At 37.0% G+C, this 20,253-nt stretch carries 22 protein-coding genes and 1 pseudogene; 18 read left to right on the top strand and 5 right to left on the bottom strand.

Annotated features, from left to right (window positions below; translation table 11 throughout):
- Window positions 1–11 precede the first annotated feature (11 nt).
- The 6 genes from NYG85_RS03405 to NYG85_RS03380 all read left to right on the top strand — a co-directional run bounded on the left by NYG85_RS03405 (window position 12) and on the right by NYG85_RS03380 (window position 5,236).
- Window positions 12–1,118, top strand: a complete 1,107-nt coding sequence (locus tag NYG85_RS03405; protein WP_284937074.1) for an FtsW/RodA/SpoVE family cell cycle protein — start codon at window positions 12–14, stop codon at window positions 1,116–1,118.
- Window positions 1,119–1,264: 146 nt separating this feature from the next.
- On the top strand, window positions 1,265–1,795 hold the full coding sequence (locus tag NYG85_RS03400; protein WP_284937073.1) for an OsmC family protein: 531 nt from the start codon (window positions 1,265–1,267) through the stop codon (window positions 1,793–1,795).
- 10 nt (window positions 1,796–1,805) lie between these two features.
- On the top strand, window positions 1,806–2,870 hold the full coding sequence (locus NYG85_RS03395; RefSeq protein ID WP_284937072.1) for an acyl-CoA dehydrogenase family protein: 1,065 nt from the start codon (window positions 1,806–1,808) through the stop codon (window positions 2,868–2,870).
- Complete coding sequence (locus NYG85_RS03390; protein WP_284937071.1) at window positions 2,824–3,774, top strand: ABC transporter substrate-binding protein; 951 nt, start codon at window positions 2,824–2,826, stop codon at window positions 3,772–3,774. Before NYG85_RS03395 ends, NYG85_RS03390 begins: the two co-directional genes overlap by 47 nt.
- Window positions 3,771–4,496: an ABC transporter permease gene (locus NYG85_RS03385; RefSeq protein WP_284937070.1), complete on the top strand. Its 726-nt coding sequence runs from the start codon at window positions 3,771–3,773 to the stop codon at window positions 4,494–4,496. Before NYG85_RS03390 ends, NYG85_RS03385 begins: the two co-directional genes overlap by 4 nt.
- Window positions 4,493–5,236 carry an ABC transporter ATP-binding protein gene (locus NYG85_RS03380; protein WP_284937069.1) on the top strand — a complete coding sequence of 248 codons (744 nt, stop codon included), beginning with the start codon at window positions 4,493–4,495 and terminating at the stop codon, window positions 5,234–5,236. The genes NYG85_RS03385 and NYG85_RS03380 overlap by 4 nt, the downstream gene beginning before the upstream one ends.
- Here the strand turns inward: NYG85_RS03380 and NYG85_RS03375 are convergent.
- Complete coding sequence (locus NYG85_RS03375; RefSeq protein WP_284937068.1) at window positions 5,233–5,442, bottom strand: alkylphosphonate utilization protein; 210 nt, start codon at window positions 5,440–5,442, stop codon at window positions 5,233–5,235. The two genes, NYG85_RS03380 and NYG85_RS03375, sit on opposite strands and share 4 nt — an antisense overlap.
- Window positions 5,443–5,530: 88 nt before the next feature.
- Between NYG85_RS03375 and NYG85_RS03370 the strand changes: the two genes are divergently transcribed.
- Genes NYG85_RS03370 through recO form a run of 8 tightly spaced genes read left to right on the top strand, consistent with a single transcriptional unit; the run spans window position 5,531 to window position 13,708 of the window.
- Window positions 5,531–7,600 (top strand): dynamin family protein, encoded by a 2,070-nt coding sequence (locus NYG85_RS03370; RefSeq protein ID WP_284937067.1) that lies wholly within the window; start codon window positions 5,531–5,533, stop codon window positions 7,598–7,600.
- A complete protein-coding gene (locus NYG85_RS03365; RefSeq protein WP_284937066.1) occupies window positions 7,593–9,449 on the top strand; it encodes a dynamin family protein in 1,857 nt (618 codons plus the stop codon). The genes NYG85_RS03370 and NYG85_RS03365 overlap by 8 nt, the downstream gene beginning before the upstream one ends.
- 46 nt (window positions 9,450–9,495) lie before the next feature.
- Window positions 9,496–10,347 (top strand): acetyl-CoA carboxylase, carboxyltransferase subunit beta, encoded by an 852-nt coding sequence (gene accD / locus NYG85_RS03360; RefSeq protein WP_284937065.1) that lies wholly within the window; start codon window positions 9,496–9,498, stop codon window positions 10,345–10,347.
- Between the two features lies 1 nt (window position 10,348).
- Window positions 10,349–10,804 carry a 23S rRNA (pseudouridine(1915)-N(3))-methyltransferase RlmH gene (locus tag NYG85_RS03355; protein ID WP_284937064.1) on the top strand — a complete coding sequence of 152 codons (456 nt, stop codon included), beginning with the start codon at window positions 10,349–10,351 and terminating at the stop codon, window positions 10,802–10,804.
- A gap of 8 nt (window positions 10,805–10,812) precedes the next feature.
- Window positions 10,813–11,169 carry an RNA polymerase-binding protein DksA gene (gene dksA, locus NYG85_RS03350; RefSeq protein WP_284937063.1) on the top strand — a complete coding sequence of 119 codons (357 nt, stop codon included), beginning with the start codon at window positions 10,813–10,815 and terminating at the stop codon, window positions 11,167–11,169.
- Between the two features lie 9 nt (window positions 11,170–11,178).
- Window positions 11,179–12,180 (top strand): LapA family protein, encoded by a 1,002-nt coding sequence (locus NYG85_RS03345; protein WP_284937062.1) that lies wholly within the window; start codon window positions 11,179–11,181, stop codon window positions 12,178–12,180.
- Window positions 12,177–13,094, top strand: coding sequence for a tRNA dihydrouridine synthase (locus NYG85_RS03340; RefSeq protein WP_284937061.1), 918 nt, complete (start codon window positions 12,177–12,179; stop codon window positions 13,092–13,094). Before NYG85_RS03345 ends, NYG85_RS03340 begins: the two co-directional genes overlap by 4 nt.
- Window positions 13,094–13,708: a recombination protein RecO gene (recO, locus tag NYG85_RS03335; protein ID WP_284937060.1), complete on the top strand. Its 615-nt coding sequence runs from the start codon at window positions 13,094–13,096 to the stop codon at window positions 13,706–13,708. The genes NYG85_RS03340 and recO overlap by 1 nt, the downstream gene beginning before the upstream one ends.
- Before the next feature lie 347 nt (window positions 13,709–14,055).
- Here the strand turns inward: recO and NYG85_RS03330 are convergent, their stop codons facing one another.
- From NYG85_RS03330 to NYG85_RS03320, 3 genes are read right to left on the bottom strand one after another with little or no spacing between them, the layout of a single operon-like run.
- Window positions 14,056–14,571, bottom strand: a complete 516-nt coding sequence (locus tag NYG85_RS03330) for a PaaI family thioesterase (RefSeq protein WP_284937059.1) — start codon at window positions 14,569–14,571, stop codon at window positions 14,056–14,058.
- Window positions 14,564–15,460: a tRNA 5-methoxyuridine(34)/uridine 5-oxyacetic acid(34) synthase CmoB gene (gene cmoB / locus NYG85_RS03325; RefSeq protein ID WP_284937058.1), complete on the bottom strand. Its 897-nt coding sequence runs from the start codon at window positions 15,458–15,460 to the stop codon at window positions 14,564–14,566. The genes NYG85_RS03330 and cmoB overlap by 8 nt, the downstream gene beginning before the upstream one ends.
- Complete coding sequence (locus NYG85_RS03320) at window positions 15,441–15,635, bottom strand: hypothetical protein (protein WP_284937057.1); 195 nt, start codon at window positions 15,633–15,635, stop codon at window positions 15,441–15,443. The genes cmoB and NYG85_RS03320 overlap by 20 nt, the downstream gene beginning before the upstream one ends.
- A 102-nt stretch (window positions 15,636–15,737) precedes the next feature.
- On the opposite strand from NYG85_RS03320, the pseudogene NYG85_RS03315 reads away from it, so the two are divergent.
- The 4 genes and pseudogenes from NYG85_RS03315 to NYG85_RS03300 all read left to right on the top strand — a co-directional run bounded on the left by NYG85_RS03315 (window position 15,738) and on the right by NYG85_RS03300 (window position 18,653).
- Window positions 15,738–16,812, top strand: a pseudogene (locus NYG85_RS03315) (transglutaminase family protein).
- Window positions 16,809–17,129, top strand: coding sequence for an aryl sulfotransferase (locus NYG85_RS03310; protein ID WP_284937056.1), 321 nt, complete (start codon window positions 16,809–16,811; stop codon window positions 17,127–17,129). Before NYG85_RS03315 ends, NYG85_RS03310 begins: the two are co-directional and overlap by 4 nt.
- Window positions 17,122–17,385 carry a heavy-metal-associated domain-containing protein gene (locus tag NYG85_RS03305; protein ID WP_284937055.1) on the top strand — a complete coding sequence of 88 codons (264 nt, stop codon included), beginning with the start codon at window positions 17,122–17,124 and terminating at the stop codon, window positions 17,383–17,385. Before NYG85_RS03310 ends, NYG85_RS03305 begins: the two co-directional genes overlap by 8 nt.
- On the top strand, window positions 17,382–18,653 hold the full coding sequence (locus NYG85_RS03300) for a M20/M25/M40 family metallo-hydrolase (protein ID WP_284937054.1): 1,272 nt from the start codon (window positions 17,382–17,384) through the stop codon (window positions 18,651–18,653). Before NYG85_RS03305 ends, NYG85_RS03300 begins: the two co-directional genes overlap by 4 nt.
- A gap of 356 nt (window positions 18,654–19,009) precedes the next feature.
- Here the strand turns inward: NYG85_RS03300 and NYG85_RS03295 are convergent, their stop codons facing one another.
- Window positions 19,010–20,251, bottom strand: coding sequence for an RNA polymerase factor sigma-54 (locus tag NYG85_RS03295; protein ID WP_284937053.1), 1,242 nt, complete (start codon window positions 20,249–20,251; stop codon window positions 19,010–19,012).
- Window positions 20,252–20,253: the final 2 nt, after the last annotated feature.

The raw sequence follows: 20,253 nt of genomic DNA, 5'->3' as shown, positions 1-20,253 counted from the left end.
AGGTTTGATTTTTGATTAGGCTTGATAGGCGTATTTTAACACATTTTGACTTTTTTCAGATATTTTTAATCGTGCCAATTATCGCATTTTCATACATTTTAATCTCGGAGGCAAATGAAATTTTAGCCTCAAAGCAAAGCGTCTATTTTGGCATCGGATTTGCCTGTTTTTGTCTATTTTTTTTACTGCCGATAAGGCGAATTTTATGGTTTATACCAGCACTTTACTGGATAAATATCGTTTTGCTTTTAAGCGTTGAGTTTTTTGGCATTAGTAAGCTTGGTGCAAAGCGTTGGCTTGATATACCATTTGTGCATTTTACGCTCCAACCAAGCGAGATTATGAAGCCAGCCTTTCTTTTAATGCTTGCATATTTAATTAAAAAAAATCCGCCCGGCGAGGACGGATATAGCTTAAAGCAGTTTTTGCACCTTAGTTTTTACATTCTTTTACCATTTTTTCTAATTGCCAAAGAGCCTGATTTAGGCACTGCTTTGATACTTTTATTAGTCGGCTATGCCGTGCTTTTTGTCATCGGCGTAAATAAGAAAATTTGGATTAGCATAGCCCTAGCCATTGGGATTTGTGCGCCGATTTTGTATGAAAATTTGCACGATTATCAAAAAAAGCGAATTCACGACTTTTTAAGCGAAAAGCCAAGCTATCACGTAAGACAGAGCATAATTGCCATTGGCAACGGCGGATTAAAGGGCAAATCACGAGATGAGGCGACACAGACGCATTTTAAATTTTTACCGATTGCAACGAGCGATTTTATCTTTGCTTACACAAGTGAAAGGTTTGGATTTTACGGCGCTGTGGGGCTTCTTTGCTTTTATGGGGCGTTAATAATTCATCTTTTAAGCCTAAATTACATCTTAAAAAACGACTATTTTGCACAGGTGATGACTACTGGGATTGCGACAATGATTTTTATCTATGTTGGTGTAAATATCTCAATGACTATCGGTTTTGCCCCAGTTGTTGGCGTGCCGCTGCCATTTTTTAGCTATGGTGGCAGTAGTTTTGTTACATTTATGGTGCTTTTTGGTATGCTGCAAAATCTGCTTACATTTAGATACGATTTTGCTGGTAAATTCCTAAAAATTCAGCGATAATTTTAAATTTCAACCCAAAATTTCACACAAAATTTCTCTGTTTGTAAATTAAAGCTAATTTATCGTAAATAAATTTTATTTTTATTTTATAAAAAAGTTGATATTATTACACTTTTTATTTACCATATCTTTACAAAGGAGAGAAAATGTCAAAACCAGTCGTAACATCTTGTTCTAGACTTGACCCAATTGACAAGGCTGGGCTTGAAGCCCTAAAAAAAGCAGGCGTGCAAAACCCTGATGTGATTAAAACCCTAAAATGCCACACAATCGCAGCTGGTAAATTTAGGCACGAAAACTACATTAGAAATTTACCGCCTTATATCGTTGATGAGCCGCCAGTTTTGCTAGGCGATGACACAGCACCAAATCCGAGTGAAGCGGTTTTAGCGGCACTTGGTAGCTGTATTTCTGTTGGCATTCACGCAAACGCAGTTGATCAAAACGTAATCGTAAAAAAGCTTGAAATTTTCGTTGAGGGCGATATAAATATCACTGCTGTTTGGGGCACTGGCGATTTGAGCGAAAAACCGCTTGGTATGACTGATATTCGCATAAATGTCGTATTTGAAACGGACAAAGATGAGAGCGTAAATAGGGCGATTATTGATAAAGCCATAAAATACTCGCCAGTAGTAAATACATTACTAAGAAATGTAAATGTTAAAGTAAATTAAGGAGCAAAAAATGGCACTACAAAAGTTAGAGAAGTTAGCAGCAAAGATAGACACACAGGGCTTATACGCAAAAGATATCATCACTGACCTTGCAAAGCAGGGCTTTTTTAAGGTCTTAAATGATAAAAACGACATATCAAAGGCGATAGAAAACATAGCAAAGGTGTCTTATATGTGCGGGACTACGGGCTTTTGTGTTTGGTGCCAGTTTGCACTGATTTGGTATGTTTTAAATAGCGATAATGAGCCTTTAAAGGCTGAAATTTTAGCCAAGCTTCAAAGTGGCGAAATTTTAGGTGGCACGGCACTAAGCAATCCAATGAAAGCCTTTGTTGATATTGAAAAAAATCATCTTAAAGCGACAAAAACTAATGGCGGATACCTGATAAATGGCACTTTGCCGTGGGTTTCAAATATACAAAGCGGACATTATTTTGGAGCTATTGCTTTAAGCGATGAGCATCCGATAATGGCATTAATCCGCTGTGATGAGCGTGTGAAATTAAGCGAGCACATAAAATACGCAACCCTTGACGGCTCAGCGACAAAGAGCGTGAATTTAAGGGATTATTTCGTGCCAGATAGCGATATTTTAGCCACTGATATTTATGATTATCTTTGTAAAATCACGCCCGGATTTATCCTGCTTCAAACAGGCATAGCGGCTGGGATCATTAGCTCGGCACTTGATGAGATAAACCGCTCAAATCAGAGCCACGGACACATTAATAAGTATCTGCCATATAGCTATGAGAGCCTAAAATCCGAGTATGAGAGCGCACTTGGGCAAATTTTAGATATAGCAAAAAATATCCAAAACGCAAATCCAAAAGATGTGCTTGAAATTCGCCTAAATGGCTCACTTTTGACGCAAAAAATCACATCAGCTGCCGTGCTATTTTCTGGCACAAAGGGCTATTTTAAGGACGCAAAGGTGCAAAGATTACAGCGAGAGGGCAACTTCGTGCTAATCGTAACGCCAAGCATAAAGCACCTAAATAAGGAGATTGAGGCGGTTAAAAACGGCAATGGTTGCATTAGTCGTTGGCGTAGATTGGCGGTGTCAAATGCATAGGCGAAAGGCACTTGAAATTTTTAGCTCATTTTTAGCGCTTTGTTCATCTCCTAGCCTATTAAGTGCAAACACCCTAAAACAGGGCGTAAAAGTGGGCTATCTTAGCATTAGCGACCACCTTTTAATCATCGCAAAAGAGTTTAGCAAAAGCGTAAATATCGTGCCTTTGAAATTTTCAAGTTGGAGCGAAATTTCAGAAGCACTAAGGGCTGGGGCGATAGACGGGGCGTTTTTACTAGCCCCGCTTGGGCTTATGTTAAGGGCAAACGGCGTTGATATCAAAGCCGTTTTAAGCTCTCACAAAAATGGCTCGGCACTTGTGGCAAGAAGCCAAATAGGGGGCGTAAATGAGCTTAATGATAAAATCATCGCCGTGCCTTCAAAATTTAGCATACATTTTTATTTGGTTGATAAAATAATAAATGAAAATAAAATAAAAGCCAAAATCGTTGAGCTACCACCACCAGAAATGCCGTCAGCTCTTTTAAGTGGTGCAATAGACGCATTTTGCGTGGCTGAGCCGTTTGGACAGATCGCTGTAAATACAAAACGAGCCAAAAATTTACTCTTTTCAAAGGATGTTTTGCCAAATCATATTTGCTGTTTGTTAAATTTTAATTCACAAATTTTAAACGAGCCGTTTTATGATGATTTACTAAATGCATTTAAAAATGCAGCAAATTTTTTAACGACAAATCCAAGCGAAGCTGTAAATTTAGCCTCAAAAATCATAGGTCAAAAAAGTAGCGTTTTAAGCGATGTTGTGAGCAAAAATATCGTTTCATATAGCGATTTAAGCCTGAAATTGCAGGATTTAGAGAATTTAAGAGAATTTCTAATTAGCAAAAATTTAGGCAGCCAAAAGCTAAAAAACCTAAATATCAGCGAGTATTTGGCTTTATGAAAATTTTATCTCAAATTTTAGTGCTAATTTTGGCGATTTTTTTGTGGCAAATATCTAGTGGTGAGCTTGTGCCAAGCCCCAAAGATAGCCTTTTAGCACTAAGTGAGCTTTATGAAAATGGCGGACTTTTAAACGACATTTTAAGCTCACTTTATAACTACTTTTTAGGGCTTTTTATCGGGCTATTTTTTGCCATTAGTTTGGGGATATTTTTTGGGCTTTGTCCTAAAATTTTATCCGCTTTTGCTCCACTTTTTGGCTTTTTAAAGCCCATTTCGCCCATTGCTTACACTCCGCTTATTATCATTTTATTTGGCATTGGCTCAAAGCCGACTATTTTTATCATCGCCTACGCCATTTTCTTCCCGCTCTTACAGCTTAGCGTGAGTGCGATTTTAAAAACTCCAACCGAGCTAATAAATATCGCAAAGGGTTTTGGTGCCTCAAAAGCCCAAATCATCGCTTATGTGATAGTGCCAAACAGCATTTTTAGCATAATTAGTGGCATAAAAATCGCAGCCTCACTTGCGTGGATAAATCTAGTCATCGGCGAAATGCTAGGCTCTCAAAGCGGACTTGGCTATTTGATAATTGATGCTAGAAATCAGCTAAGACTTGATATGGTTTTAGGCGTTATTTTGGTTATCGGAGCGATAGGCGTTATCATAAATTTTGTCTTTGAGCTGTTTGAAAAATCGGTTAGTAAAAGGTTTGGGCTGTGATTGAGATTAGAAATTTAAGAAAGAAATTTTTAAACACTGAGGTTTTAAAAGATATAAATCTTTTTGTTAAAAACGGCGAATTTTGCGTGTTGCTTGGTGCTTCTGGTTGCGGTAAAAGCACGCTTTTAAATATTTTAAGTGCTACGCTTGAATTTGAAAGTGGCGAGATTTTAGTTGATAAAAAATCCTATAAAAAAAGGCTAAAACTAGATAAAACAAGGCAGATAATCACGCAAACCTACTCGCTAATGCCGTGGCTAAATGCGGTTGAAAATATTAAATTAGCATTAAAGTGTTACGGCGTAAAAGATAAAAATGAGCGTGAAGAGATAGCCTTGAAATTTTTAGATATGGTCGGACTTTTGGATAAAAAAGATAGCTTCATTCACTCGCTCTCAGGCGGTCAAAAACAGCGTGTGGCAATAGCTAGGGCGTTGTCGTTAAATCCAGAAATTTTGCTCCTTGATGAGCCATTTAGCGCGCTTGATCCCATAACAAGGGCGAATTTGCAAAAAATGCTAAAAATTTTGCTTAAAAACACGACTACGATTTTTGTTACCCACGACATTGATGAGGCACTTATTTTAGCCGATAAAATCGTGATTTTGTATGATGGAGTGGTGATACAGACGCTTAAAAATCCAAATTTAAGCCCAAAAGACCCAAGCTATTTTGAGCTAAAAGCCAAAATTTTTAGACTTTTAAGCGGCGTAGATGATGAGGTTGAGTATAATATTTAGGCTTTCTTTAAAAACTCGGTTTTTAAAACGATAACGCCCATTTTATCAATCCTGCCCTCTATCTCGCTATCTTTGCTAGTTAGCTTTATGTTTTTTACCAAAGTGCCACGTTTTAGTGTAGCACCAGCACCTTTTACCTTTAAATCTTTGATTAAGGTTACGTTATCGCCGTTGTTTAGCTCGTTGCCGTTTGAATCTTTTGCCATTTTTACCCCTTTAAAAGGGCTAAATTTATCATAAAAGAAGTAAAAATATATTAAAATTTAGACTAAATTTTAGATAAAAGTGTAATTTATGGATAAATTTTTAGATGATTTTTGGGGTAATCAAAAGGCGGTTTTAGATGAAAAAACCATAATCACTGGCGATGAAAACGCCCTAAGCGTAATCCTAGCTACAAACGCCAAAAACTACGATAGATTCATCGCTTTAAGCGAATTTAGGGCGATTTTAAAAAGCCTAAATTTAAAGGCAAATATTTTTAGCGTCCAAACGGCACAAATTGGCATAATCAATGCTATTTTACAAGCTAAAATTTCAAAACAAAGGCTAGTAAATGCCTTAAATTTGCTAAAAAATGAGCAAATTTTATCCATTGATGAGTTTAAAAATATAAATGATTTTCTTAGCTTCTTATCATCAAACGAGCAAGACGCCCAAAATCACGCAAATTTAAGCGACTTTTTTCATCAAAAACTAGATAGATTAAACTACATAAATGAGAAAATTTTATCGTTAAACATACCTGAAAATTTTGCAAAAAGAGCGATTTTGGCTAGGCAAAAAATAGATAATCTAACCTTTAACATAGCCGTTACTGGCGTGATAAATGCCGGTAAATCCACGCTTTTAAACGCACTTTTGGGCGAGAAAATTTTAGGCTCATCAAACGTGCCTGAAACGATTAGCCTAACAATGCTAAAATATGATAAAAACCCCTTTGTAAGAGTGAATTTTTGGGATAAAGATGAGCTTGAAGCTCTAAAAATCAAGCCAGATAAAATTTTATCATCACTCATCTCAAAGAGCATAAAAATCCAAAAAAACGAGCTAAAAAACTACACATCGGCTAGTTCAGATGTCGCAAAAATCGTAAAAAGCGTTGAAATTTATGAGAATTTAGAGCTGTTAAAAGATGGAATTTGTATCGTTGATACGCCCGGCATTGATGATGCTATCACGCTTAGAGAGGAGCTTGTGGATAGATTTATGAGCGAGGCTGATTTGCTAATTCATCTTATGAATGTCAGCCAAAGTGCTACTTTTAAGGACTTTGAGTTTATTAAAAAAACCCTTACAAATTCGCACATTTCAAGGCTTTTAATCGTCCTAACTCACGCTGATTTATTATCAAATGATGAGCTAAATGAGGTCTTAAACTACACTAAAAAATCATTAAAAGATGAGCTAGAAGCTGAAATTTTTGTAATTAGCTCAAAGGATTATTTTGAAGGCAAAGACGGCGGTATAAAGGGCTTTAAAGCACATTTATACGAAACGCTTTTTGGTAAAAACTCAGCCAAAGCCACGCTAAGCACACAGGCTTATTTAAAGGAGTTAATGCTAATTTCTAGCCAGTTTTTAGAGCAGGTAAAAGATAGCATTTTAAACCTAAAAGGCGAGAGTTTTGGGCTTGAAAACCGCCTAAATGAGCTAAAAAATAGTGAAAATTTACTCTTAAATCGCCTTGAAAATTTGCTTAAAACAGCAGATGAGGAGTTTAGTAAAATTGATATTAATTCTTTAAATTTAAGCTATAAATCATCGCTAAAAACCATTACTTCTGGGATAAATGATAGAATTTTAAGCGAGATAAATTACGCAAAAGACAGAGGGCAAACGCCTAGTAAATCTAGGCTTAGCTTTATCGTTTCGAGCGGTTTAAATGACGCAATTTTATCTTTAATCCGCCAAAATAGAAATGAAATTTTAAAGCAAATTTTGCTCGTAAAAGAGAATTTGTCGCTTAAATTTAGCGGTCTTAATTTTAGTAAAAACGATAAAATTTTTAATGTCGGCGAGTATCTTTTAAATAGCGGTTTAAAGCTAAACTACGATGAAATTTCAGCCAGTGTCGCTCAAAATTTTAACAACACACAGCCATTAATTGATGAGTTTTTAAAAGATGAAAAGATAGATAAATTAGTTTTTAATTTAGTAAATTTTGAAAAAAACAGCTTTGAAGCGGAGCTAAAAGAGCTGGTTTTGGCTCAAAAAACGGCAAATGAGATTGAGCAAAAACGGCTAAATGATGAGCTGAAATTTCTAGATAAAAGCGATTTTGAGATTACGCAAAAAATCAAAGATTTATCACAAACAAAAGCCGATTTAGAGGCGATAATTTTGGAGTTAAACAATGCTTAATGAGTTCATAAACGCCTATAAAATGCGGTATTTTAAAATTTTTAGCGATGATTTTTACGGGCGATTTAAGGCGTATGAAAACGCACTTTTAGAGCCGAAATTTCACCCAAGCGTGGAGCTAGAAAATGAGCTAAAATGGCTGGATTTAGTCATAAAAGAGCCGATTTTAGTCGCCATTGTCGGGCAGTTTTCAAGCGGTAAATCCACGTTTTTAAACACGATTTTAGGCAAAAATATCCTGCCAACAGGCGTCGTGCCAGTCACATCTCGCCTTACCTACATAAAATACGCCCCAAATTACTCGCTTAGAGTGGATTATGAAAACGGCAGGGAGTTAAGTCTTGACATTAAAGAGATTGCAAATTTTGTTGATCAGCGGATTTTTGGCGATGATGTAAAGACGCTTACACTTTATGCACCAAATGAGATTTTAAAAAGCGTAAATTTCGTTGATACACCGGGGCTAAACTCACTCTCGGCTTCTGATACAAATATCACGAAAAACGCCCTAAATAGCGTTTGTGGTGTGATTTGGTTAAGCCTTATTGATAACGCTGCTAGGGCTAGCGAGCTAAAAAGCTTAAATGAGTTTTTAAACGATGATTTAAAATTTGCAGTTTGTGTGCTAAATCAAATGGATAAGCTAAATAAAGATGAGCTAGAAAACGCCCTAAATCACGCAAAAAACACTTACGACAAGTTTTTTAATCATATCGTAGCAATCTCTGCAAAAAATGCTCTAACTGCCCTAAATAACGGCGATGATGAGCTGTTTAGAGCTTCAAATTTTGGTGCGATTTTTGAAATTTTAGATGAGTTTAAAAGTGATGATAAAAAGCACAAGTTTGTGTTAAATCGCTGTGAAAAAATCGCTAAAATTTTGCAAAATGAGTATGAATTTTTTGCCGAAATTTTTAGCAAGGCTGATGAAATTTTAGATAAAAATGCACAAATTTTAAATGAAAAAATCGCTCAAATTAAGAGCGAGTTTGCCTTAAAAATTGAGCTTTCATTTAATGAAATTAAAGAGGTTGCTAGGTTTATTAGCACTGAAATTTCAGGCAGTTTAAAGCCGGTTAAAAAGGTGCGTTTTGTGCCTAAAAAACAGCTTTTTGGTGGCGAAATTTTCATTAAAAACGAGTATGAGATGATGGATTTTGATGTTGATGAAATTCTTTCAAAACTCATCTACAACGACACGAGATTAAGCAAAATTTTTAGGATTTACAGGCGAAATTTAAAGCTCTTAGAAGATGAAATTTTAAACGCCTTTGATGAAATTTACGCCGTTTTAGAGCGTGATTTTATGATTTATAAAAGCGAGTTTGAAAATATCAGAAAAGAAAATGCCGTCGGTTCAAGCGTGAATTTTGCAAATCTTAGAGCTTATGCAAGTGGCGTTTATGAGCTGTTTTTGCGTGATTTTGAGAGTGTAAAATCACAAAAAAAGCAAAAAATTTCACTATTTTTTGAAAAGCTAAATTTAAAGGTCGTTACAAATTACGAAAACGCCGTAAAAATCGCAGTTTATTTCTTAAAAGACAAGATAAAAAACGCCCAAATTAGCTACGAAAAAGACCCAAATTACTTTTCGCTTTTTATCCCAAGTGGCGATGAAATTTTCTCTCGGGTTTTAATATCGCTAAATTTGTATGAGTTTGAGAACGAAATGCTTGCAAATAGCTCGTTTTTAAACAAAATTTTAGGCGAATTAGACGCTAGTTTTAAGGATTTAAAATCGCAAAAAACAGAAAAAATCGCTTGGTTTTTAAGCCAAAACGAAGCGTTAAAAAGCGAGATTTTAAAAATTTCTAGCGATTTAAAAGCCCAAAATTTGGCGTATCTTTAAGCAAAAAAAGATATAATCGGCTAATTTTTTTAAATAGGTTGTAAATATGAGTTTTCTTGATATTTTTTCAAAGGTTAGAAAGACCCAGCCAAACCCTGATGAGGCACCTAGCCACTGGATAAAGTGCGATAGTTGCAACGCTTTGATGTATTATAAAGAGATACAAACTTGTGCTAATGTCTGCCCAAAATGTGGCTATCATATGAGATTAAGCCCAAAAGACCGCATAAATTTAATCTGTGATGAGGGTAGTTTTGTTGAGCTTGACGCTAAGTTAAGACCGGTTGATCCGCTAAAATTTGTGGATAAAAAATCATATAAAAAGCGTATCAGCGAGAGTGAAGAAAAGACCGGCAGAAGCAGCGCTGTAATCTCTGGCGAGGGCAAATGCGATGGGCAAAATATCCAGCTTGTTGTATTTGATTTTGCCTTTATGGGCGGTAGTTTAGCCTCGGTTGAGGGTGAAAAAATCGTGCGAGCCATAAAACGAGCCATTGATAAAAAAGAGCCATTAATAATAGTAAGTGCAAGTGGCGGTGCTAGAATGCAAGAGAGCACATTTTCGCTAATGCAAATGTCAAAAACATCGGCTGCTCTAAAACTGCTTGATGAGGCAAAAGTGCCGTTTATTTCGGTGCTAACAGACCCGACAATGGGCGGAGTGAGCGCCTCTTTTGCGTGGCTTGGCGATATAATCATCGCTGAACCGGGCGCATTAATCGGCTTTGCCGGACAGCGCGTGATAAAGCAGACCATAGGCTCTGACTTGCCAGAGGGTTTTCAAAGGGCTGAATTTTTGCTAGAACACGGGCTAATTGACGCTATCGTGCCACGAAATGAGCATAAGAAATTTATTGCTGATATGATAAAAATTCTTAATAACAACGAGAGATTTTAGCTTGGATATTTCAGTGTTTAGTATTCAAAAATCAAAATCTGACGCCTTTGATGATGAGATAAAAAATTATCTAAAAATGTCATCAAAATACGCAAAAATCGGCGATTACGTGATTTTTAATGACAAAATCGCCAAAGCACAGGCAAAGGGCAGGGACGAGGCTTACAGAGCTTATGATGAGAGCTTTTTGCCAAAGATGAGCGGTTTTTGCGTGGCGCTTGATGAGCGTGGCAGGGATTTAGATAGCTTTGAATTTGCTAAAATTTTTGCGAATAATTCGCAAATTTCATTTTTTATCGGCGGAGCTTATGGGCTTAGTGAGAATTTTAAACAAAGGGCTGATTTAATGGTAAAACTAAGCTCTTTAACAATGGCTCACAAGGTCGCTAAACTCGTGCTTTTTGAGCAAATTTTCAGAGGGCTTTGCATAAATGCAAACCACCCATATCATAAGTAAGGACAAAGATGACACAAAACGATTTAGATTATTTTAAAAAACTTCTTGAAGATAGAAAAATTCAGATTAAAAAAAATATCGCTGACGCCTCAAAAGAGGTGGATAGTATGCGTAGTAGCGGTGCTAGCGATGAGATGGATATAGCTTTAATTAACACCGATGAGCTGATAGAACAATCAATTTCAGCCCAGCAAAAAGCAGAGCTTGATGAGATAGATAGGGCGTTAAGCAAAATTTTTAACCAAACTTACGGCGTTTGCGAAATGTGCGAAGAAGAGATTGCCACAGCTAGGCTAAAAGCCAAGCCACACGCAAGATACTGCATAGTTTGTAGAGAGATAGTTGAAAAAACGGCTAAACAATAAGGAGGATTTATGAAAACTAGGCGATTTATGGTCTATTCTTTGATCTATTTGATCCTAATTACGGCACTCGTTTATGTGCTTGACGGCGGCGATTACACCTTAAAGCTCTTAGGATACGAGCTTAGCTTGCCAGTAGCGCTTTGGTTTGCCTTGCCGGTGGCAGTTTTTGCCCTGCTTGCACTTTTGCATATGATTTATCACAGCATTAGTTTTTATGCCTACAAGCGAAATATCAAAAAAGACACCGAGCTTTATGCTGATTTTGCAAAAGAAATTTTCTTAGCACTGCCAAGCAACAAAGAGTTTAAAACCGAAATTTTTAAGACATCATCTGCAATCACTCGCATACTTTCGCCGTGGGGACTTTATAGAGATGTGGGGCTTGATAATGATGAGCTAAGCGCGGTAATCTCGGCTGTAAAATCGGCGCAAAATGGCGAGGTCGTGGAGCTAAAACGCTTTAAACTTTTAAAGGATAATCCACTTTTTATCAAAAACGAGCTAAATAAGATTGAAAATTTAAAAGATTACTACCTTGAAATTTTAAAAAATGGCGAAACAAACGAGAGCTTAAAACAAGCAGCGTATAAAAAATTAATCGCCGTTGGCGGTTTTGCTGATATTAAAAAATTTAGCATAAACGAAAGAAGCTCAGATGATGTTATGGCTGTAATTGAGCGTTTTGTAAATGATGATTTAAGCGTGAGTGCCGATGAGATTTTTGAAATTTTAGATGATGATAAAATCAGTGCTGCTCAATACACAAAATCAGCCGTTATGCTAAAAGACAAGCTAAAACCAGAGAGCTTTAAGAGCATTTTTGAACGGCTAAGAGCCACTCATCAGGACGCAGAAGAGGCGTATTTATTTGTCCTTTATGACTTAGGGCTTTTAGATGAGCTTCGTGAAATTTTAGCAAATAGCGATGCTGATGAGCATATTAAGATTAAGACTATGCTATTTTTGCGTGATAACTCAAAAATCGTGCCTATTTGGCTATTTTTTAAATGATAGATTTTGCAAAAAAACCGCTGTTTTTAGCCCCTTTGGCAGGTTTTTCTGACCTGCCACTTCGTGAGGTTGTTAAGAATTTTGGCTGTGATGTTACCATTAGCGAGATGATAAGTGCAAACGCCTTGGTTTATGAGGGCAAAAAATCGCTAAAAATGGTGCAAAAATCGCCAAACGAAACTCCATATATTGTTCAAATCGCTGGTGTTGATTTAAATAATATTAAAAAAGCGGTTGAAATTTTAAACGGCATTGACGGCATTGACGGCATTGATTTAAATTGTGGCTGTCCAGTGCCAAAGGTCGTAAAACAAGAGAGCGGCTCGGCACTTTTAAAGAATTTAGACCATTTAAAAAGAGTGATTGAAACGATTAAAACCACTTCAAAAAAACCAACAACAAGTGCAAAAATAAGACTTGGATTTGATGAGAAAATCCCAGAGCTAATCGCCCGTGCTTGCCAGGACGCTGGGGCTGATTATATCGCTATTCACGGCAGGACAAGAGCTGGTGGCTACACGGCTAAGGTTGATTATGAGGCGATAAAAATAGCAAAAGAGGCGGTAAAAATTCCAGTCATCGCAAATGGCGACATAAACGCACAAAACGCCGATTTTGTGCTAAAAACCACAAATGCAGATGCCTTGATGATAGGGCGTGCTAGCATTGGCAATCCTTGGATTTTCGCGCAGATTAAGGACGCTAAAAGCGTATCTGGCGCTCTAAAAAAGCAGATAATTTTGGCTCATTTTGACGCTATGATTAGATATTATGGCATTCAGGGCGTTAGCATTTTTAGAAAGCATTTGCACCAATACAGCAAGGGTTTAAGCGAGGCGGCTAGTTTTAGGGATGAGATAAACCGCATTGATGATTTGGATTTAATGCGGTTAAAAATTGAGAATTTCTTTTAATGCAAGGCTACATTTTACGCACCCAAAAGGTAAAAGATGAGGACTTGCTCGTTTATGTTTTAACTCCTAAAAATTTAGTAAAAAGCTACCGATTTTATGGTGCTAGACACGCAAGTGTGATGAGCGGATATAAGATTGACTTTGAGCTAAATCATAATGAGCTGTTTTTACCACACCTTCGCTCGGTGCTTCATCTTGGTTTTATGTGGCTGCTTGATAGGGACAAGCTCATCATTTGGCAGCAGTTTATGAGATTGCTTTACTCGCATTTAAAGGATATTGATGAGCTTGATGAGATCTATTTTAACGAAGTTGAAAACTGCGCTCAAAACTGCGACAAACAGAGCCTAAAACGGCTGATAATTGAAAGTTATGTTAGAATTTTAGAGTATGAGGGTAGGCTTCACAGCGAGTTTGAGTGCTTTGTGTGTGATGAGCCGATTTTAGATGAGCTTGTTTTGGCAAGGGCGTTTTTACCAGCTCACGCTCATTGTTTGCCAAAAACGACGCTAAATTTGAAAAAAATAAAGGAGCTTTTTGACACAAAAAGCACGATAATGCTTGAAGATAGCGAGTGTGATGAGCTGTTTTCTACCTTGCTTGAAGGGCTTTAATTGGCTAAATTTTTAAAATAAAATGTGATTTTGTCATTAACTACAAGCGTTTGTTAAGGGAATTTATGAGCGGTTTAACTAGTTGATACGCTAGGTTAAAGTCGTGTTTAAATAGCTATTTTGCCACTTAAAAAATAGTCTTTAAAACAAAATAGCCAAATTGACAGATTTTGCTCCTAATGCTAAACAAAAAATAACGTTGTTGCTATGCAGTTTTTTTAAAATCGTGTTTAAATGGCTTTAATAGCTATTTTTATCACTTAAAACTAAAATTTTAAAAAACAAAATGGTTTAATCTGCTGGTTATGCCACTTTAAAATAAAATTTTAAAAAACAAAACGGCTTAACTAGCCGTTTTCTCTCTCTCTAGCACGTCTTAGGGCGGCTTCTTTTTGGATATTTTTTTGCTGTGCCATAAAGATATGCTCATCAAGCACGACCATTTGAAAAGTCGCTTCAAAGACCTTGATATCACGCACTTTGCCAGATACTCTGACGTCCCTTTTTCTAGCCTCATCAAAGTAGGCTTGTGCTTCAAATTCCACCACATCGCCAAGCTTAACTGGCGCTAAAAAATTTGTCCTAGCACTGATTGCGATTACGTTTTCTTCGTTGATTGAAGCTAAGGCTGCGTAATTTGCGGCTGAAAATACAAATCCGCTGTGAATAAGCCCCTCATCATCGCTCACCATATCTTCAATGGTAAAAAGCCTAGTTTTAGCAAAGCTCTTTTTAAGCTCTGTCACAACGCCGTTTAGATTTAGTTTAATTGCTGTTGAAGTTTTTAGCTCGTTACGAAATGGATTTTCATCTTCTGGTAGGATTATGCCATCTGAATTTTCATCAAAAATATTTTCAGCCATTTTTTATCCTTATATAAACTCTCTTTGGGGCAGGGTAGCCCTCAATGGTCTTATTCTTGTCATTTGGGTCTAAAAAATCGCCCAAGCTCTGCCCGTCTATCCACGCCGTTTTTCGCTGTTCTGTTAAATCGGTATCTTTTGTGGCTAAAATCTCAAAATCCTTAAATTTTGCCCGTTCGCACCAGTTTTTTAGGGCGTTTATCGTTGGGATAAAGTAGATGTTTGGAATTTTTGAGTAGGTGTTTTTTGGCGTTAGGGCAAAGTCGCCATTAATGTCAATATACATAGTGTCTAAAAACACTTCTCCGTGCGGATTTAAGGCACTTTTTAGCTCTTTTAGCATTTTGACTGGGTCGCTTCTGTGATATATCACTCCAAGGCAAAAAATCGTGTCAAATTTATGCTCATAAAGCGGCAAATGCTCAACTCCAAGTAGCTCGTAAATGATATTTGTTTTTAAAAAGTGGTTGATAAACTTAAACTGCATTGCCGTATTTATGCCCGGGTCAAACCCAACTAGCTTTTTTGGGGCAAATGGCAGCATTTTAAACATATAATAGCCGTTGTTACAGCCAATATCAGCTACGACTTTATCCTTTAAATTTAGGTGTGGTTTTAGGATATTAAACTTTATAAAACTCTGCCACTCGGTGTCAATAAAAAGCTCATTTAGCCTAAACGGACCCTTTCGCCACGGCTTTAAGCTAAGGGCGATTTGCTCTAAAATTTTGGCATTTTCATCGCTTAAATCCTTAAAATTTAGGCACACTACATCATCAAAACTAGCCGTGCAGTCAAGGTTTAGCGTATCTAAACAATCTAAAATTTTAGCAAATTTAGGGGTGCTTAGCTCTTTTTGTTTTAAATTTCTAATCTCGTTTAGTGTCATTGTTCCAGTCTATAATGTTGTGCGGACACTCTTTTTGATAGCTCCCAGTCGCATCGTAATACTCTTTGCAGTCGTTGTAATACTGCGTTGAAATTCCACGATCATTTACAAAAACACAACCGCTAAAAAGCCCCAAAAAAAGTGTTAAAAACGCATAATTTAGTAAATTTTTCATAGCCGTGATTTTATCATAACAAAGCTAAATTTTATAAATTTTTATATAAAATCACGCTCATTTTTAGGGCTAAGTTTTAGCTAGAAATTTTAAGGATTTATTATGAAAAGACGAGATTTTTTCAAATTTAGCGGATTTTTAGGTGCAAGTAGCGTTTTAAGCGTGGCAACAGCTGATGAGATTAAAGCACAAAAAGAGCGTGTTTTTAGCCTATCTTTTAAGCACAAACTGCTTGAAAAAGGCAAAATTAACCGCCTTTGGGTGCCACTTGTAACAAACAACGACTACCAGCAAACAATAAGCAACTACGAGGTCATCACAAATGCCAACGAGCATTTTATCTCTGATCTTAAAAATCCAACGCTTTATGCGAGTTTTAGCGATGAAAATCCAAGCTTAGAGCTAAATTTCAAGGTTAAAACGACTGAGCGAAACACGGATTTTAGCAAGGTAAATTTTAACGAAAATGAAAAATTAATCCCAGAGATAGAGTTTTACCTAAAACCTACCGCTTTAATCCCAAATGACGGCATTGTTAAGGAGTTTGCCGATAAAATCGTAGGCAAAACTAAGGGCGATTTAGAGAAGGCTAGGGCGATTTATACGTGGGTAGCAAATACAATGCAACGTGATAACAGCGTGATTGGCTGTGGGCGTGGCGATGTTAGGGCGATTTTACAAAGCGGTAAATTAGTGGGCAAATGCACCGACATAAATAGCGTTTTTGTGGGGCTTTGCAGGGCTGTTAATATACCTGCTCGTGAGTTTTTTGGCATTAGAGTAGGGCAGAGCAGATTTTCAAACGAAATGGGCAAGGCTGACGCTAACGGCGTGGCTAAAATTTCTGGCGGACAGCATTGTAGGGCTGAGTTTTATCTTAAAAGGCTACGGCTGGGTGCCGGTTGATCCAGCTGATGTAGCAAAGGTTCGTTTGGGCGAAAATTTAAGCAACGATGATGCAAAACTAGCTAAAATTCGCGACTTTCTCTTTGGCAACTGGGAGATGTGCTGGGTCGGATTTAACTACGGCAGGGACTTTGACTTAAAGCCACTACCAGCACAAAGACCGATAAATAATTTTGGCTATCCTTACGCTGAATTTGATGAAAATGTGGCAGATTACTACTCGCCAAAGGATTTTAGCTATGACTACACTTCAAGTGAGATTAAGCTTTGAAGCAGACGTGGCTTTTTGCCGTGTGGCTTGGCAGTGCGGTTATGGCGACACTTTGCTGTTTGCCAGCACTGCTATTTTTGCTTTTTGGTGCGACATTTTCGCTACTTTCGTTTCTAAATCCACTGGTTGATTTTAGGCTAGAATTTAGCATTGTTGCCGTTTTGTTTTTCATTTTGTGGGGTATTTTGATATTTAAAGGCACTAAAAATTGCGATTTAAAAGCTAGAAAAAGGAGAAAATTTCTAGCCATTTTTTATCTAGTTTTGCTAGTTTTTTTGCTTTTATACCCTGAAATTTTAGGATATTTTTATGCGTAAAATTCTCATTTTAGCCCTGTTTTTGGCATTTTCTTTTGGCAAAGATATTGAAATTTTCGTGCAGGGCATTCATTGTCCGCTTTGCACGAGCGTGGTTAGAAAGTCGCTTTTAAAGGTTAATGGTGTAAAATCAGCACGAGTTGAGCTAAAAACCCAAACGGCATTTGTTATTGCTGATGATTTTCTTGATGAGAAAGATTTGCTTGAAGCGATAAAAAATGTCGGATATCCGGGCGTAATAAAGGGGTTAAAATGAGAATTTTAGAGCATTTTAAGAGCATTTGTGCTGTGCCACATTGTAGTTTTGATACGCAAAAACTTAGTGAATTTTTGCTTGAATTTTCTCTTAAAAACGGCGCAAAAGTCAGAGTTGATGAGTGGGGCAATATCCACGCCATTAAGGGCGAGCCAAAAATTTGTTTGCAAAGCCACTACGATATGGTTTGTATCGGCGAAGCATCAAATTTAGAGCTTTATGAAGAGCAGGGTTTTTTAAAGGCGAAAAACTCATCGCTTGGTGCTGATAACGGCATCGGCGTGGCAATAATGATGAGTGCCTTGGAGCGTTTTAAAAACGTTGAGTGCCTTTTTACAAATGATGAAGAGGTTGGGCTAATTGGTGCAAATAATTTTAACGGCAAAATTGTCTCAAAATATCTGCTAAATTTAGACAGCGAGGATGATAACGAGGTCATCATCGGCTGTGCTGGTGGGCTAAATATCTTTGCAAAAATCAGTGCAAGAATGAAAAAAATCACGCCAGAGCAGGGCTATGAGGTAGAGGTTTTTGGGCTTAGTGGTGGGCATTCTGGGGTTGAGATACATAAAAATATCCCAAATGCGATAAAAATTCTAGCCAAAATTTTAAGGCAAAACAACGCAAAAATCGTCAGCATTAGTGGCGGAGAGCGAAGCAACTCAATCCCAACAAACGCCAAAGCTATCGTGGTAGCAAGTGATTTTAAAGTACAGAAAAATCAAAATATAAGGGTAAAAAAACTCGGTCTTTTTGATAAAGTGCTATCAAATAGCGATAAAATTTTAACGCTCATTAACGCCTTTGCTCAGGGTGTAAGAAACTATGATAAAGAGCTTACAACGCCGATAAATAGCATAAATTTATCAACTTTAAGCCAAAAAAATGGCTCTGTTGAGATTGAGTTTTTTGCTCGTGCTATGGATGATAGTGGGATTTGTGATTTGAGATTTGAAACGAGTGAGCTAGCAGCCGCACTTGGCTTTGAGCTAAGCTACAAAGATCGCTCGGTGGCGTGGCGACCTAGCCAGAGTGAATTTGCAAAAGATGTGCTAAATGAGCTTAGAAATTTTCGCCCAAACGCCTTTATTACGGCAATTCACGCTGGGCTTGAATGCGGTGTTTTAGCCGATAAACAGCACGGGCTTGTGGCTTGTTCAATCGGGCCAAATATACACTCGCCACACTCAAAAAACGAGCGAGTTGAGTTGGCTTCAATTAAGATAATTTCGCAGGTCGTGGATAAAATTTTGCAAAAATATCAGTGAAATTAGCCGTTTTTAGGGCAAAAATCGCACTAAAATCGGCTAAAAATAGGCAAAAATGCTTAAAAACAGGCAAAAATTTCGCCCAAAAAATATCTGCTAATAAGCCCAAATGGCAGTGCGAATATGTAAAATTTTATGTAAAGTGGGCTAGTTTTTAGCTGTGTTGTAAATTTTAAAATGAAACTTTTGGTATTTTAAGGCTAAATTTAAGGTAAGCTGTGGTTTGCATACACACGCTTTTTATAAGGCAATGATGAAATAAATTTGTATGGCTTAAAAACGCTAACATTTACTTTTAAGGGACTAAATATTGCGATTAAGGGTGCTTAAAATTTATAAAACACGGATAAAAGCCATTATCCCTGCACGGCATAAATGCGTTTTCTCTCGCTTGAACTAGCGATATTTAGGGCTTTTCGGTATTTTGTGATAGTTCGCCTTACCATTGTGATTTGAAATTTTTCTTGCACCATTTCAACGATTTTTAAATCACTTAATGGCTTTGTTTTGCTCTCATTTTTGATGATTTGTAAAATGTAGCTCTTTATCGCTTCGTTTGAGACATCATCATCAAGTGCTGTCGCAAAGAAATTTTTAAGCGGTATCGTCCCACGTGAGCAAAGCAGGTATTTGTTTGCGATTGCGCGACTAATTGTAGAAGGATTTCTGTCAATATCAGACGCAATATCTTTGAGCCTCATTGGCTTAACTTCGCCACCTAAAAAGAACTCATATTGATACTCAACTATCATTAAGCCGATTTTATAAAGTGTAGCCTTTCTCATCTCCAATGCATCAACTAGCTCTTTTGCCTGCTTTACGTGCTTAGCGATAAATTCATCGCCCCTATTTAGCTCATCTGTTTCTAAAACCACCTCAGGGTAAAAATCATCATTTAAACTTACGCTAATGCCGTTCTCATCGCTATTTACGATGATATCTGGCGTTACTTGTGCTGAATCATTTATAAACTCAATAGCTGGTGGATTTTTTAGCTTTTTTACTAAATTTATGGCGTTTTCATACTCTTTTTGCTTTGTAAATTTGGCTAAATCATCAAAATTTTCTATTAAAATTTTAGCAAATTCATAATTTTTATCATCAATATAAAGCTCATCAAGCTGAAACAAAAAGCTCTCTTTTAAGTCCTTTGCGCCAACGCCAACAGGCTCTAAATAGGCAAATCTTTTGCGAATTTTCTCAACTTCATCGGCGTTAAAATTAGCTAAAATTTCATCATCATACTCAAAATAGCCCTCATCGTTTATGCACTCAATGATTTTTTTGGCTATCTCTTGCGATTTTTGTGTGGGGAAAAGTGGCGGATTTATTTGGTTTAATAGCGTCTGCCAAAGGCTATCTTTTTGCACGACAACAGCTTCAAGCGTGTCCGAAACCGAGTTTTTAGACAGCTCTTTAAAGAAGTTTTTTTTAGGCACTTTTATGCGATTTTCAATCGTTACAAAGGGATTTTTTTCGCAAAAATTTTCTAAATTCTCTTTTAGCTCATCAAGATTTACGCTTAAAAGCCCAAGCCACGACCTTAGCGTGGTGTTTAGCTTTGATTTTTGGGTGTTTGCCTGTTTTACACGAAGCATTT

Origin of the sequence: Campylobacter gastrosuis (assembly GCF_030249845.1) — a bacterium.
In the GTDB taxonomy this organism is placed as follows: domain Bacteria; phylum Campylobacterota; class Campylobacteria; order Campylobacterales; family Campylobacteraceae; genus Campylobacter_A; species Campylobacter_A gastrosuis.
This window is presented reverse-complemented; position numbering and strand designations above follow the sequence as displayed.